At 37.4% G+C, this 16,880-nt stretch carries 11 protein-coding genes; all 11 read left to right on the forward strand.

The window, feature by feature from the left end:
- The first annotated feature begins 222 nt into the window (after positions 1-222).
- The 11 genes from rplK to REB14_RS05280 all read left to right on the forward strand — a co-directional run bounded on the left by rplK (position 223) and on the right by REB14_RS05280 (position 16,878).
- Positions 223-666, forward strand: coding sequence for a 50S ribosomal protein L11 (gene rplK / locus REB14_RS05230; protein ID WP_047435399.1), 444 nt, complete (start codon positions 223-225; stop codon positions 664-666).
- 11 nt (positions 667-677) lie between these two features.
- Positions 678-1,370, forward strand: a complete 693-nt coding sequence (gene rplA / locus REB14_RS05235; RefSeq protein ID WP_002976422.1) for a 50S ribosomal protein L1 — start codon at positions 678-680, stop codon at positions 1,368-1,370.
- 17 nt (positions 1,371-1,387) lie between these two features.
- Positions 1,388-1,975: a 50S ribosomal protein L10 gene (gene rplJ, locus REB14_RS05240; RefSeq protein WP_062675819.1), complete on the forward strand. Its 588-nt coding sequence runs from the start codon at positions 1,388-1,390 to the stop codon at positions 1,973-1,975.
- A gap of 46 nt (positions 1,976-2,021) precedes the next feature.
- On the forward strand, positions 2,022-2,387 hold the full coding sequence (rplL, locus tag REB14_RS05245; protein ID WP_034693192.1) for a 50S ribosomal protein L7/L12: 366 nt from the start codon (positions 2,022-2,024) through the stop codon (positions 2,385-2,387).
- A gap of 271 nt (positions 2,388-2,658) precedes the next feature.
- Complete coding sequence (locus REB14_RS05250) at positions 2,659-3,129, forward strand: hypothetical protein (RefSeq protein WP_079243262.1); 471 nt, start codon at positions 2,659-2,661, stop codon at positions 3,127-3,129.
- Positions 3,130-3,258: 129 nt separating this feature from the next.
- Positions 3,259-4,392, forward strand: coding sequence for a hypothetical protein (locus REB14_RS05255; protein ID WP_309521673.1), 1,134 nt, complete (start codon positions 3,259-3,261; stop codon positions 4,390-4,392).
- A 34-nt stretch (positions 4,393-4,426) separates the two neighbouring features.
- Positions 4,427-7,021: a T9SS type A sorting domain-containing protein gene (locus tag REB14_RS05260; RefSeq protein ID WP_309521674.1), complete on the forward strand. Its 2,595-nt coding sequence runs from the start codon at positions 4,427-4,429 to the stop codon at positions 7,019-7,021.
- 441 nt (positions 7,022-7,462) lie between these two features.
- A complete protein-coding gene (gene rpoB / locus REB14_RS05265; protein WP_079243259.1) occupies positions 7,463-11,284 on the forward strand; it encodes a DNA-directed RNA polymerase subunit beta in 3,822 nt (1,273 codons plus the stop codon).
- A gap of 106 nt (positions 11,285-11,390) precedes the next feature.
- The gene (gene rpoC / locus REB14_RS05270) at positions 11,391-15,656 is read left to right on the forward strand and encodes a DNA-directed RNA polymerase subunit beta' (protein WP_079243258.1); all 4,266 of its coding nucleotides are present in this window, start codon (positions 11,391-11,393) and stop codon (positions 15,654-15,656) included.
- 87 nt (positions 15,657-15,743) lie between these two features.
- A complete protein-coding gene (locus REB14_RS05275; protein WP_027375539.1) occupies positions 15,744-16,049 on the forward strand; it encodes a DUF3467 domain-containing protein in 306 nt (101 codons plus the stop codon).
- Positions 16,050-16,227: 178 nt separating this feature from the next.
- Positions 16,228-16,878, forward strand: coding sequence for a Crp/Fnr family transcriptional regulator (locus tag REB14_RS05280; RefSeq protein WP_062675830.1), 651 nt, complete (start codon positions 16,228-16,230; stop codon positions 16,876-16,878).
- Positions 16,879-16,880: the final 2 nt, after the last annotated feature.

Raw genomic sequence — 16,880 nt, forward strand, 5'->3', positions numbered from 1 at the left:
AACCGTTTTTATTTTTCTGGCTGTATTTTAAATTATACCATAATGAGCAAGATTTATTTTTTTTCTAAAACTTTTTAAAAATCAGCAATTTCCGTTTGCTATTTCAAAAATATTTTATACTTTTGCAGTCCAAAAAGTAGGTTTATTGTTATGTGAGTGCATAACCTACTGAATAATAAATGCTTCCAAACTCATTAATTATTCAAATTTAAAAAACAAACAATGGCTAAGAAAGTCTTTAAAATGGTAAAGCTTCAGGTGAAAGGTGGCGCAGCTAACCCTTCTCCACCAGTAGGTCCAGCATTGGGTTCTGCAGGTGTGAACATCATGGAGTTTTGTAAGCAATTTAACGGAAGAACCCAAGATAAGCCAGGGCAAGTTTTACCTGTAGTAATTACAGTATACGAAGACAAATCTTTTGAATTCGTTATTAAAACTCCACCTGCAGCGATTCAGTTAATGGATGCAGCTAAGATCAAGGGAGGTTCTGGTGAACCAAACAGAAACAAAGTAGGTTCTGTAACTTGGGAACAAGTAAAGAAAATCGCTGAAGATAAAATGGCGGATCTTAACTGTTTTACAATGGACTCTGCTCTTTCTATGGTTGCAGGTACTGCTAGATCTATGGGATTAAGAGTAACAGGAACTAAACCAACTAACGCTTAAAACTTAAAGAAATGGCAAAATTAACTAAAAAGCAAAAGGAAGCTTTAAGCAAAGTAGAAAAAGGAAGAATCTATAACCTTGAAGAAGGTTCAGCTCTTGTAAAAGAAGTGAACACTACAAAGTTTGATGCTTCAGTAGATATCGCTGTAAGATTAGGTGTAGACCCAAGAAAAGCAAACCAAATGGTAAGAGGTGTTGTATCTCTTCCTCACGGTACTGGTAAAGATGTTAAAGTATTAGCTCTTGTAACTCCAGATAAAGAAGCAGAAGCTAAAGCTGCTGGTGCTGACTATGTAGGTCTTGACGAATATTTACAAAAAATCAAAGAAGGTTGGACAGATGTTGACGTTATCGTTACTATGCCAGCTGTAATGGGTAAATTAGGTCCATTAGGTAGAGTATTAGGTCCAAGAGGTTTAATGCCAAACCCTAAATCAGGAACTGTAACAATGGAAATTGGTAAAGCAGTAACTGAAGTTAAAGCAGGTAAAATTGATTTCAAAGTAGACAAGTATGGTATTATCCATGCAGGTATTGGTAAAGTATCTTTCGATGCTGCTAAGATCAAAGAAAATGCTCAGGAATTAATCCAGACATTGATCAAAATGAAACCAACTGCTGCTAAAGGAACTTATGTGAAGAGCATCTATTTATCTTCTACAATGAGCCCAGGTATTGCAATTGATACTAAATCTGTTAACTAATAATAATCCTTAAGACAATGACAAAAGACCAAAAAGTTGTAGCAATACAAGAGATCAAAGATTTGCTTCAGGATGCAAAAGTAGTATACGTAGCAGATTTAGAAGGTTTGAACGCTGGTAAATCTTCAGATTTCAGAAGACAAGCTTTCAAGCAAAATATCAAAGTGAAAGTGGTGAAAAATACACTTTTACAAAAAGCAATGGAGCAAATTGAAGGAGTAGATTACTCTGAAATGTTCCCATCTTTCAAAGGAAACTCAGCGTTAATGATTGCTGAAACAGCAAACGCTCCTGCGAAATTGATCCAAGGATTCAGAAAGAAAGAAGAAAAGCCAGCTTTAAAGTCTGCTTTTGTTCAAGAAACTTTCTATGTTGGTGACAATAACCTAGATATGTTGGCTAACATCAAGTCTAGAGAAGAAATGATCGGTGAAATCATCGGATTACTTCAGTCTCCAATCCAGAGAGTTGTTTCTGCTCTTCAAAACAAATCTGAAACTGTAGAAGCTCAAGCTGAAGAAGCTGCTCCTGTAGTAGAAGAAACTCCTGCTGCTGAAGCTCCAGAAGCTGCTGCAGAAAGCACTGAAGAAACAAGTGCTGAATAATTACACTCAAAAAATTAAATAAATAATCAACAAAAACATTACAACAATGTCAGATTTAAAAAATTTAGCTGAAACGCTAGTAAACCTAACTGTAAAAGACGTAAACGAATTAGCTGCTATCCTTAAGGATGAGTACGGAATTGAGCCTGCTGCTGCTGCAGTAGTAATGGCTGGTCCTGCTGGTGAAGCTGCTGAAGAAAAGACTGAATTCGACGTAATTCTTAAGTCTGCAGGTGCTTCTAAATTAGCTATCGTTAAATTAGTAAAAGATTTAACTGGTGCTGGTCTTAAAGAAGCTAAAGATATCGTAGACGGAGCTCCTGCTGCAATTAAGCAAGGTGTTTCTAAAGACGAAGCTGAAGCTCTTAAGAAGCAATTAGAAGAAGCTGGTGCTGAAGTAGAATTGAAATAATTTCAATTTTATTATAAATATAGAAGCCCGGGCATTTGCCCGGGCTTTTTTTGTATGTAAGTCTTTGTAAATGTGATTCTTATTTTGTAACAGTATTTTAATATTATTATTTCCAATTTTAATATATCTTTTTACGATTGAATATTATTTAATAATTAACATAATATTTTATTTTTATTTTTATTTCCGATCATTTTGTGTGAATTTTTATTAATAAAGTGTTGTTTTGATTGAAAATATATTATATTTGTATCGAAAAAACACAATATAATTGGATAGAAATTATTTTCTTTCCTACGGCCGTAAGATTACACTTTTGTTGCTTCTGGCAGCTGTAGGAAAATTAAACACTAAGTTGATATCTGTAATGAGAACAAAACCTGAGTTATCATATCGTACAGATATTAAAAATCATCTGCAGGGTTACTTAGCTGATGTTTCTGTTCATCTGTGTTCTGAAACCAAAAATGATGGGTCTGTTTCCGAATGTCTTTCTGCTCATCAAAATGGAACTCATATATTTTACAACAAAGATTCCCAACATAAATTCCCTTTCTTTAATACTATAAAACTTATAGGCATTTCAAATAAATGGAGCTATTCGTGCCAGCAATATAGGGAGAACGTTTGCCCGATATTTAAAGACGTTAAAAAGTTCTACAGCAATTCCATTAAACTGGTTGACGGTTTTAAATTTATTATCAAAATTCCTGATAAACCAATTCTTTCCCTTATTCTATAACATTCCTTACAATTTTAATCGCCTTCTTACAGCATAAACTGTTATTTCATTTATGATTTAGATGAGAATGCCTGAGAATTGCCTTTTCAAAAAAACACATTTACATAAAAACAGCAAACATCATTAGAAATGAAAAACAAATTATTAACCATCACTCTGTTATCAGTAAGTTTTCCAATAATCGCTCAGGTAGGGATTAATATTAATCAGCCACAGGCAACTTTTGATATCGTAGGATCACCTTCCAATCCAGGCAAACTCGACGGTGTGATTGCCCCAAGGCTTACAGGAATACAATTAAAAGCTAAAAACTACACTGCAGCTCAAACCGGAGCAATAGTATATGTTACAGCAGCTGAGACTGCTCCTACAGGACAAACTGTAGATGTTGTTTCACCAGGCTACTATTATTTTGACGGCTCGAAATGGAGCAACTTAAGCGGAAACTGGCGACTAGTAGGGAACACAGGAACAGTAGCAAGTACTGCAACCTTAGGAACAGACATTGGAACTGGAAATTACCTGGGAACTAATGACAGTCAGAACTTGGTTTTGGCAACTCAGAAAAACGTAAAAGGAATCCTGGATATTAACGGAACCCTGCAGGGTGGAAATGCTAATTCTTCATCAGGTTCTTATGCTTCATTGACATGGGGATCAAACAATACCCTTACAAACAGTACTTCCTCAAATATTGCCCTTGGAAAAGATAATACCGTTTCTGCACAGGGAAATTTTCCGGCTGTAGCTATTGGGTTAAACAATACAGCAAATAACGGAGCTAAAGTAATAGGAAATAACAATACAGCAACAGGTGCTAATAACCTTGTTTTTGGAAATCTGAATACGGTAACAGGACTCACAGGGCTGACAATCGGAAATAATCACAATAACAATGGCGGTATTGCCATTGGGAGCGGAAATACTACCTCATTAAACAATATAGCTGTTGGTTCGGCAAATACAGCGACAGGTACGGAAGCTTTTGCTATAGGATTTTCAGGTCAGGCTGCTGCAGGACAAATGGTGTATGCTAATAAGGAACATGTTTTCTTTAATAAAGGAAACGGAACAGATACCATACTGGGAATTAATATGGCTCCTACAGCGGCTACTTCTACAGGAGCAGCTCTTCAGATGAAAGGAATTGCTTCCGGTGCCAATGCAGCATGTACAGCAGCTGAAGAAGGCGCAATCCGATATAATACAACTGCTAAAGTTCATGAGGGCTGTAACGGTTCCAACTGGAAGGCACTTTACTAATTCAATAAAAACACAAACCTTAAAAAAATAAAAAATGACCAGAAAATTATTCGAAAAGTTAGCTGCGCTGCTCATGACGCTGACGATGTTTGCAGGAGTATTGGCACAGCAGGGCTATGAACCAATCCGTGGAATGGGTGTGGAGGCAAAACCTGTCAATAATTCAGGAATATGTCTCGCATGTTATAACGGAAGTATGAATCCCGTAGTGGATGCAAGTCTTGATAATAGTGTAAGCATGGGAAATTTCGCTTCTCTTTTAAGCGGAAACGGAATCTCTGTAAAAAATAAAAATACAACTTATCCTGCGGGATATATTACCGGTTTCAATGTAGATCTTGGGACAAGTTTTATTACTGTTGATCTTTTAAGCTCTTTGAGAATCAGTACTTATAAAAATGGAGTTCTTCAGGAAACGACTACCAGCAGTACGCTTTTGTCAGTACCTGCATTCGGGGGAAGTAAAAACAGAATATTTCTTCATTTCAAAACTTCAAAAGAATTTGATGAAGTAAGGTTGTATCAGACCAATGTTCTTTCCATATTCAGTGCAATGAATGTATATTATGCATTTGCATTTGATCCAACAAAAGTACCTACAGATAACAATGGTATTTGTGACGATATTATTGCTGGAAGCGGTGTGGATGGAAATGTATCCGGAAGCAGCAGTTTTCTGGCTCCACTTTCTTATGTTCAGAATAAAGAAAAAATAGGCGACGGGAACAAAAATTCTTATGGATCAATTGTTCTGCCAGTAGGATTATTGGGCTCTTATTCGGTAGGCGTTTTAGACAAAAACCAGACATACCCTGCAGGAAACAGAACAGGTTTTGTAATAGAACCGGATGATCAGGGAAAACTGTTAAGTGCTGAATTTTTAAAAAATATTACCATAGAAACTTATCTTTTTGGCCAGCTTCAGGACTCAAAACAGTTGTCCGACGGAGGAGGTTTAATTAATATAAAAGTATTAGGTTATGGCTCAGGAAAACAAAAAGTTACCTTAACGACTACTAAACCTTTCAATGAAGTAAGATTAAAAGTTACTCAAACCCTAGGATTTAATTTAGGAGCATTGAAAGTCTATTATGCTTTCGAAGAACCAGTTTCTTGTGATTGTGATGATAAAATTCAGACCAGTGGCTCTTCTGTACCTGGAAATTTGGTTACAGGTACTCCATGGACATCGGGCCCAGGATTCCTTGGTCTTATTTTAGCTAAAATGACCAATCCTGAAGCGATTGTAGATAATAATCCTTCCAATTATGCCACGGCTACTGTTCCGGCTGCTTCTATTTTTAGCCTTTTCTCAGCATTTGCTACGGTAGGAACTAATGCAGTACTTCCCGCCAATACAATGGCAGGATTTACGGTAGAAAAAGCAGGAAACCTTCTTGGAGTAAGTGTTTTGGAAAATATCACTGTGACCTTGTACAACGGAAATACTTTGACAGATACTTTTACGAGTTCAGGAAGTCTTATCAGTGGAAATTTCTTTACAACGAATTCCAATAAATTCTATGTTGGAGGAAAATCAACAAAACCTTTTAACCGTATTAAAATCACTTTCAACAGCGGAACGGCTATTCGTATTCCTCAAAACTATTATATCTACAATGCCTTTGCGAGCAGAGATGATGATAGTGACGGTGTACCGAACTGCTTTGATCAGTGCCAGGGAGGAGATGACAGCATAGATAATAACGGAAACGGAATCCCTGACTGTGCGGAAGGATGTACAGTCGTAAATGACAAATCTCCTGCACTCGATACAGATGGTGACGGCATTGTAGATGCCTGTGATCTGGATTCTGATAATGACGGAATTCCGGATGCAATAGAAGACTTTGATAAAAACGGAAAGTTCCAGGATGATGATAATGAAGGAGATATTCTGCTGACGCCGGTATTGGGAGATTCTGTTCCTAATTATCTTGACCTTGATTCTGATAATGATGGTATCTTAGATTTATTTGAATCTGGAATTCCAAACTCAGTAATCAACCAGATTGATACAGATCATAACGGTATCATTGATGCCAATGTTCCGGTAGGTAAAAACGGAATTGCTGATATTCTTGAAACTTCACCTGATTCAGGTGTATTGAAATATCCAATCAAAAATACAGACGGAGATGATAAACCGGACTTTCTGGATATTACTTCCGATGGTTCAGAACCTGACCTTTATAAGATCGGAAAAGCAAACCTGGATACATTAGGAGGAGGATTCATCTCTACCATTAATGATAAAGATAAAGACGGAATTCAGGCTGTAGTAGATACAGATCTTGTAAAAAGAGGTTCTCCGGATTCCCCGCTTTCACCTTATGCTTCATTATTGAAAAGTGCATCCAATACGGCAAAAATTACTTCCGCAGAAATTATTGAAGCAGCAAATGATGTAAAAGTATACCCGAATCCGGTAAAAGCAGGAGAAAATCTTAGAATTGTCTCAGAGGAAGAAGGAGTGTATACTTTGTTCTCTGCACAGGGACAGGTTGTTAAAGCAGATCATTTTAATGCTCATACAGGTATTGATACTTCTTCACTTCCTGCAGGAGTGTATATTATTAAAATAGAAACTAAATCAAAAATAAAATCTTATAGGGTTATTGTGAAATAATCATAGGATTAGCTTGTGTTGTGGAGGGGTTGCTCATATTTGGGCAGCCTCTCTTGTTTTAAGAGTCTCAAAATGAGAGGTTTTATTTGTTATTGTGGATAAGTTTTTGTATCTTTGCCCCTCTTTTGGCGCGAAAAATTGTTTGTAAATTTATAAAATACTGAAAATCAACTCTTTCATTGTGTAAAACATGGAAGGGATTTCGTGTATATAAATACTGCGGTAATACTGCCTCAAAAGTAATAAAAATATTTTGCATTACGCTGTGAAAAGATATACCAGCGTTGCAGTTAGAAAGAACTCTATACAAAGTTTAAAAGAGCTTAAGGTCCTTTGTGAGCGCCAAAAACACTTTTACCTTTTACTTTTATCTTGTTTCTTGTTCTTTTCTGATATTTTTTAATGAATCAAAATATTTTTTAACCCTTTCTTAAAAGTTTTATGAGTAAAACAAAATCAACAACTCAAGGAAATCCGAGAATTAATTTCTCATCAGCGAAAGGAAAAATCATCACTCCAGACTTTTTGGATATCCAAATAGAGTCTTTCAGAGAATTTTTCCAGCTTGATACACTTCCTGAAGCCAGAAAGACAGAAGCTCTTTACAAGACTTTCCAAGAGAATTTCCCAATTACGGATTCAAGAAACCAATTCGTATTAGAATTCTTAGACTATCTGGTAGATTCTCCACGTTATTCAATCGATGAGTGTGTGGAAAGAGGACTTACTTATTCAGTTCCTCTAAAAGCTAGACTTAAATTGTATTGTACTGACCCGGAACACGAAGATTTCCAAACAGTGGTTCAGGACGTATACTTAGGTCCGGTTCCTTATATGACGCCAAGTGGTTCTTTTATCATCAATGGTGCTGAAAGAGTTATCGTTACGCAGCTTCACCGTTCACCTGGTGTATTCTTCGGACAAACTTACCACGCAAACGGAACCAAACTTTACTATTCAAGAATTATCCCTTTCAAAGGATCTTGGATGGAATTTACAACAGATATCAACAGCGTAATGTACGCGTATATCGACCGTAAGAAAAAATTACCATTAACAACTCTATTAAGAGCGATTGGTTATGAATCTGACAAGGATATCCTTCAGATCTTCGACCTTGCTGAAGAAGTGAAAGTTTCTAAAGCTGCCCTTAAAAAAGTAGAAGGGAGAACATTGGCTGCGAGAGTATTGAACACTTGGTTTGAAGATTTCGTAGACGAAGATACAGGTGAAGTAGTTTCTATCGAAAGAAACGAAATCATCTTGGATAGAGAAACTATTCTTGAAAAAGAACACTTAGATCTTATTCTTGATGCTGGTGTGAAATCAATCCTGATTCACAAAGAAAACAGCAACGAATTCTCTATCATCCAGAATACATTACAAAAAGACCCTACTAACTCTGAAAAAGAAGCGGTAGAGTATATTTATCGTCAGTTAAGAAATGCAGATCCACCAGATGAGGAAACTGCAAGAGGAATCATTGAAAAATTATTCTTCTCTGAGCAAAGATATTCATTAGGTGAAGTAGGACGTTACAGATTGAACAAAAAGTTAGGTCTTAATATTCCAACTACAACTGAAGTTCTTACAAAAGAAGATATCATTGCTATCGTAAGACACTTAATCGAGCTTGTAAACTCTAAAGCTGAGGTTGATGATATTGACCACTTATCAAACAGAAGAATTAAAACTGTTGGTGAGCAATTAGCTGGACAGTTCGGAGTAGGTCTTTCAAGAATTGCAAGAACAATCAAGGAAAGAATGAACGTTAGAGATAACGAAATCTTTACTCCACTTGACCTTGTAAATGCTAAGACATTAACATCTGTAATTAACTCATTCTTTGGTACCAACCAGCTTTCTCAGTTCATGGACCAAACCAACCCTCTATCAGAAATTACTCACAAGAGAAGATTATCTGCACTAGGGCCTGGTGGTTTATCAAGAGAAAGAGCAGGTTTCGAGGTTCGAGACGTTCACCATACTCACTACGGAAGAATTTGCCCGATTGAAACTCCGGAAGGACCAAACATCGGTTTGATTTCATCCCTAGGTATTTATGCTAAAATCAACAGACTAGGTTTCATCGAAACTCCATATAGAAAAGTAGAAGACAGCAAGATTAATCTTAATGCTGATCCTATTTACCTTAATGCAGAAGACGAAGAAGACAAAGTAATTGCTCAGGCAAACGTTGAATTGAGCGATAACGGTGATTTCTTAACAGATAGAATTATTGCAAGATTAGATGGTGACTACCCTGTAGTGGAGCCATCTCAGGTTAACCTTATTGATGTTGCACCAAACCAGATCTCTGGTATTTCGGCTTCATTAATTCCGTTCCTTGAGCATGATGATGCGAACCGTGCATTGATGGGATCTAACATGATGCGTCAGGCCGTTCCTCTATTGAAGCCACAGGCTCCAATCGTGGGTACAGGGCTTGAGCAACAAGTTGCAAGAGATTCAAGAATCTTAATTAACGCTGAAGGTACAGGTACAGTACAGTACGTAGATGCTGACAGAATCGTTATTAAATATGAAAGAAGCGAAGACGAAGATTTAGTACAATTCGAGTCTGCTACTAAAACATATAACCTTACTAAGTTTAGAAAAACTAACCAGAGTACAACCATTACCCTAAGACCAAACGTAAGAGTAGGTGATGTAGTGGAAAAAGGACAGGTACTTTGCGACGGTTATGCTACTGAAAAAGGAGAATTAGCTCTTGGTAGAAACTTAGTGGTAGCGTTCATGCCTTGGAAAGGATACAACTTCGAGGATGCGATCGTAATCAACGAAAAAGTTGTACGTGAAGACTGGTTTACTTCAATCCACGTGGATGAGTATTCTCTTGAAGTTCGTGATACCAAATTAGGTATGGAAGAACTTACAGCAGATATTCCAAACGTATCTGAAGAAGCTACTAAAGATCTTGACGAGAACGGTATGATCAGAATCGGTGCTGAAGTGAAGCCTGGAGATATCATGATTGGTAAAATTACTCCAAAAGGTGAATCTGACCCGACTCCTGAAGAAAAACTTCTTAGAGCAATCTTCGGTGATAAAGCTGGTGATGTGAAGGATGCTTCATTGAAAGCTGACTCTTCATTAAGAGGAGTTGTTATCAACAAAAAATTGTTCTCCAGAAACATTAAAGACAAAAAGAAAAGAACTGAAGAAAAACTTAAACTTGAAGAAATTGAAAACACTTACAAGGCTAAGTTTGATGAGTTGAGAAATACTTTAATTGAAAAATTAAACACACTGGTAAGCGGTAAAACTTCTCAAGGGGTACAAAATGACCTGGACGAAGAAATCATCGGTAAAGGTGTGAAGTTCACTCACAAGTTATTAACTTCAGTTGAAGATTATGTAAACGTTAGCGGTTCAGACTGGACAGTTGACGCTGACAAGAATGAGTTGATCAAACAATTGATTCACAATTACAAAATCAAATATAACGACATCCAAGGAGTTAAAAACCGTGAGAAATTTGCAATTTCAATCGGAGATGAGCTTCCGGCAGGGATCATGAAGTTGGCTAAAGTTTACATCGCTAAGAAACGTAAACTGAATGTAGGAGATAAAATGGCAGGACGTCACGGTAACAAAGGTATCGTTTCAAGAATCGTTCGTGAAGAAGATATGCCATTCCTTGAAGACGGAACACCAGTAGATATCGTATTGAATCCACTAGGGGTACCTTCGCGTATGAACATCGGTCAGATCTACGAAACCGTTCTTGGATGGGCTGGTAGAAAATTAGGATTGAAGTTCGCTACGCCAATCTTCGACGGAGCAAGTCTTGATCAGATTACTGAATATACTGAGAAAGCAGGTCTTCCTAAATTCGGTCACACTCACCTTTATGATGGTGGTACCGGAGAAAGATTTACTCAGGCTGCAACAGTAGGTATCATTTACATGTTGAAACTAGGACACATGGTAGATGATAAGATGCACGCACGTTCTATTGGTCCTTACTCATTGATTACTCAGCAGCCGTTAGGAGGTAAAGCTCAGTTCGGAGGTCAGAGATTCGGAGAGATGGAGGTTTGGGCACTTGAAGCATTCGGTGCATCTAACATCTTGAGAGAGATCTTGACTGTGAAGTCGGATGACGTGATTGGTAGAGCAAAAACTTATGAAGCAATTGCAAAAGGTGAATCTATGCCTGAACCAGGTATTCCAGAATCATTCAACGTATTACTTCACGAGTTACAAGGTCTTGGATTAGACGTAAGATTGGAGGAGTAAATTAAAGATTTAATTACTAAAAATTAAAGAATTAATCAACTCCGAGATGATAAGAGCGAAAGTGTAACGCTTTCAATCTTTAATCTTTATAATCAAAAATAAAATTATGTCAAATAAAAATAAATCAAGTAGATTTAATAAAATAACCATCGGTCTAGCTTCACCGGAGTCTATTTTACAAGACTCAAGAGGGGAGGTTTTAAAGCCGGAAACTATTAACTACAGAACTCACAAGCCTGAAAGAGACGGGCTATTCTGTGAGAAAATCTTTGGTCCTGTAAAGGATTACGAATGTGCTTGTGGTAAATACAAGAGAATTCGTTACAAAGGAATCGTTTGTGACCGTTGTGGAGTAGAAGTTACTGAGAAAAAAGTAAGAAGAGAGAGAATCGGGCACATCAACCTTGTAGTTCCAATTGCACACATCTGGTATTTCCGTTCATTACCAAACAAAATCGGATACCTTTTAGGAATTCCTTCTAAGAAATTAGACATGATCATCTACTACGAAAGATATGTAGTGATTCAGCAGGGTATTGCTAAAAAATTGGACGGTTCTGATTTTGAAAATATGGAATTCCTTACAGAAGAAGAGTACCTTGACATCATGGAAACTCTTCCTGTAGAAAACCAATATCTTGATGATTCTGATCCAAACAAATTCATCGCCAGAATGGGTGCTGAAGCTGTAGAAGATCTATTAAAAAGAATCGATCTTGATGCATTGTCTTTCGACTTGAGACACAAAGCTCACAACGAAGGTTCAAAACAAAGAAGAACAGAAGCTCTTAAGAGATTGAACGTTGTAGAAGCATTAAGAGGTGCTAATACAAGAATGATCAACAGACCAGAGTGGATGATCATGCGTGTACTTCCTGTTATCCCACCAGAACTAAGACCATTGGTTCCATTGGATGGAGGACGTTTCGCTACTTCTGACTTGAATGACCTTTATAGAAGAGTTATTATCAGAAATAACCGTTTGAAGAGATTATTGGAGATCAAAGCTCCTGAAGTAATCTTGAGAAACGAGAAGCGTATGCTTCAGGAATCAGTAGATTCATTATTCGATAACACAAGAAAATCTTCTGCAGTAAAATCTGAATCAAACAGACCATTGAAATCACTTTCTGATTCATTGAAAGGTAAGCAAGGTCGTTTCCGTCAGAACCTACTAGGAAAAAGGGTTGACTACTCTGCGCGTTCGGTAATTGTTGTAGGTCCAAACTTACAGCTTCACGAATGTGGTATTCCTAAAGATATGGCAGCTGAACTTTACAAACCATTCATCATTAGAAAACTAATTGAAAGAGGTATTGTAAAAACAGTAAAATCTGCAAAGAGAATTATCGACAGAAAAGAACCGGTAGTTTATGATATCCTTGAAAACGTGATGAAAGGTCACCCTGTTCTATTGAACAGAGCACCTACGCTTCACAGACTGGGTATTCAGGCTTTCCAACCTAAGATGATCGAAGGTAAGGCAATCCAGCTACACCCATTAGTAACAACGGCCTTCAACGCGGATTTCGATGGTGACCAGATGGCGGTACACTTGCCACTAGGACCAGAAGCAATCCTTGAAGCTCAGTTATTGATGTTAGGTTCTCAAAACATCTTGAACCCTGCAAACGGTTCTCCAATTACAGTACCATCTCAGGACATGGTTCTTGGTCTTTATTTCATGACTAAAGAATTAAGCTCTACTGAGACGATGAAAGTAAAAGGAGAAGGTCTTGCATTCTATTCTCCTGAAGAAGCAGAAATTGCTTACGCTGAAGGTAGAGTATCTTTAAATGCTAAAGTAAGATGTAGACTACCTATCAAAGAAGATGGAGAAATCGTTACAAGATTGATCGAAACTTCTGTAGGTAGAATCCTATTCAACCAGATTGTACCTAAGCAGGTAGGATATATCAATGAACTTTTGACTAAGAAATCATTGAGAAACGTTATCGGTAAGATCCTTGCTGATACAGATTTCCCTACAACTGTGAAGTTCCTTGATGCAATGAAAGACCTAGGGTATTCAAACGCATTCAAAGGAGGTCTTTCTTTCTCACTAGGGGATATTGTAGTTCCTGTTGAGAAAAAACAGATGATTGCTAGTTCAATTGAAACTGTAGACGAAATTAGAGCTAACTATAACATGGGTCTAATTACCGATACAGAACGTTATAACCAGGTAATCGACGTTTGGACAAATACCAACGCAGGATTAACTGAAATGATCATGAGCAGAATGAAAACTGACCAAGGTGGTTTCAACTCTGTATACATGATGCTTGACTCTGGAGCGAGGGGTTCTAAAGAACAGATCCGTCAGTTATCAGGGATGAGAGGTTTGATGGCAAAACCGCAGAAAGCCGGTTCTACCGGAGCGGAGATCATCGAAAACCCGATCCTTGCAAACTTTAAGGAAGGTCTTTCGATTCTAGAGTACTTTATCTCTACTCACGGTGCTCGTAAGGGTCTTGCGGATACCGCTCTTAAGACAGCTGATGCTGGTTACTTAACGAGAAGATTGGTAGACGTTGCACAGGACGTTATCGTTACAGAAGACGACTGTGGAACACTAAGAGGTACAGAAGTTACTGCACTTAAGAAAAATGATGAGATCGTTGAAAGAATCTCTGAAAGAATCTTAGGTAGAGTATCCCTTCATAATATTTACGATCCTGAAACTGACGAGCTTATTGCAAGTGCAGATCAGGTGATCATTGAATCTTTGGCGAAGAGAATCGAAGAAGCAGGATTAGAAGCTGTGGAGGTTCGTTCACCATTAACTTGTGAAGCTAAGAAAGGTATCTGTGCGAAATGTTACGGTAGAAACTTAGCAACAGGTAAAGTGATCCATATGGGTGAAGCGGTAGGTGTAATTGCAGCACAGTCAATTGGGGAACCAGGTACTCAGCTTACGTTGAGAACCTTCCACCAAGGGGGTACTGCAGGTAACGTATCAGAAAACCCATCTATCGTTGCAAGAAGAGATGGTATCGTAGAAATGGACGAGGTAAGAACAATTACTTCTGAAGATGAAAACGGTAATACAGCTGAGGTTGTAGTGTCTCGTTCAACAGAATTCAGATTAGTTGCTGATAATGAGTCCAGAACTCCATTAATGGTAGCTAACGTACCTTACGGATCTATATTATCTGTAAAACCAGGTGATAAAGTGAAGAAAGGAGATACAATCTGTAGATGGGATCCGTATAACGCGGTTATCATTGCTGAAACTTCAGGTAAGGTAGAATACGAGGATATCATCCAGGGTATTTCATTCCAACTTGAAATTGACGAACAAACAGGATTCGAAGAGAAAGTAATCTCTGAATCCAGAAATAAGAAAGCCGTACCTACCTTGAAGGTGGTAGACTCTAAAGGAGTTGAGCAAAAAGCTTACAACTTACCGGTAGGAGCCCACTTAATGGTTAACGATGGTGAAAAAATTAAGGCTGGTAAAGTTTTAATCAAGATCCCAAGAAAATCTGCAAAAGCAGGGGATATCACCGGAGGTCTTCCGAGAGTTACCGAATTATTCGAAGCAAGAAACCCTTCAAACCCAGCGGTTGTTACTGAAATCGACGGGGTAGTTTCTTACGGAAAAATCAAGAGAGGTAACCGTGAACTTATTGTTGAGGCTAAAACTGGAGAAAGAAAAATTTATTTAGTAAAACTTTCTAACCAGATTCTTGTTCAGGAAAATGACTTCGTAAGAGCAGGTTCTCCACTTTCTGACGGTTCTATCACACCGGAAGATATCTTAAGAATTAAAGGTCCAACTGCCGTTCAGGAATACTTAGTAAACGAAATTCAGGAAGTTTACCGTCTACAGGGGGTAAAAATCGACGACAAGCACTTCGAAATTATCGTAAGACAGATGATGACGAAAGTATCTATCGTAGATGGAGGTGATACTCAATTCCTTGAAGGAGCTCTTGAACACAAGTTTGATTTCTTAGAAGAAAACAACAGAGTATTCGGTCTTAAAGTAGTAGTAGATGCTGGTGATTCTAAAGAATTCCAACCAGGTCAGATGATTACGGCAAGAGAATTAAGAGACGAAAACTCTAAGTTGAAGCGTGAAGATTTAGGTCTAGTAGAAGTAAGAGAAGCTCTTCCTGCTACTGCAACTCCTGTACTACAAGGTATTACAAGAGCGGCCCTTCAGACTAAATCATTCATGTCTGCAGCATCGTTCCAGGAAACAACGAAAGTTCTTAACGAAGCAGCAGTTGCTGGTAAAGTAGACGATCTTAACGGTCTTAAAGAAAATGTAATTGTAGGTCACAGAATTCCTGCAGGTACAGGTCTTAAAGAGTATCAGAACGTTATTGTTGGTTCTAAGAAAGAATTCGAAGACCTTAACTAAAATTAATGATTTGAAATTTGGGATTTGAAATTATTTTTATATTTTCACAATCTCAAATTTCGAATTTTAAAAACATAATTTATAACAATGGACAACAATCAAAATCCACAAGACGGAAACATCAACATCGAATTAAACGAAATGGTAGCTGCTGGTATCTATGCTAACCTAGCTTTAGTAAACCACTCTCCATCTGAATTTGTAGTAGACTTTATTCAGTTGATGCCAGGTGTTCAGCAAGCTAAAGTAAGATCAAGAGTAATTCTTGCTCCACTTCACGCTAAAAGAGTATTAAGTGCTCTTCAACAGAACATCGCTAACTACGAGCAGCAGTTCGGAGAAATCAAAGAAGTTGAGCCTTTCGTATTAGGAGGAAACAACGTTCAAGCGTAAGATTTCTTTTACAATAAAATAAAGAATGTCCTGGTTTTTACCAGGACATTTTTTTGCACTTTAAGGAAAGATAATTAGAATTTGTCAAATTGTTAATTTTGTTTAATAAGATAAAAATGTGTAGTAAGGATATATCAATTTTATATCTTTGTTTGAGAAAAAGCAGAAAATATAAAATATGATTGATAACTCGTTCGCTGTAAGTAAATTTGGCTTTTTAGGTGCCGAATTTTTATCTGAGCTTGAAAAACATGCTGTTGCTATTGATATAAAAGCAAAGACTGAAATTATAAGAGAAGGACAGAAAAATAAGTTTGTCCCTTTCTTAATAAAAGGTTCTATCAAGGTTTTTACCCTCAATGATGGTAGAGAGCTGATCTACTATTATATCAAACCGAAAGATAGTTGTCTGATGACCTTTTCATCTATTCTGACAGATTATATCAGTAGGGTATATGCTGTTGCAGAAGAAGATTCAGAAGCCATTCTGATTCCCGTTTCAATCATGCACGAATGGCTTACCAGATTTCCGGAGATTAATAAACTCTTTTACCATGAATATGACCGAAGATTTTCAGAAGTGATGAACATGGTGAATGATGCTGTTTTTCACAGACTGGATAAGAGGGTTCTGAACTATATCAAACAACAGATTTCATCCACAGGAAACAATCCTATTAAGATTACCCATCGTGAAATTGCCAATAGTTTGGGAACTTCCAGAGAAGTTGTGAGCCGGGTTTTGAAAAAAATTGAAAGCGAAGGTGAAATTGTTCAGACTAAAGAAGGAATAAAAGTTCCTGTAAATGAAAATGTTAGAATCGTCTAATA

Source organism: Chryseobacterium metallicongregator (assembly GCF_031324065.1).
Lineage (GTDB): Bacteria > Bacteroidota > Bacteroidia > Flavobacteriales > Weeksellaceae > Chryseobacterium > Chryseobacterium metallicongregator.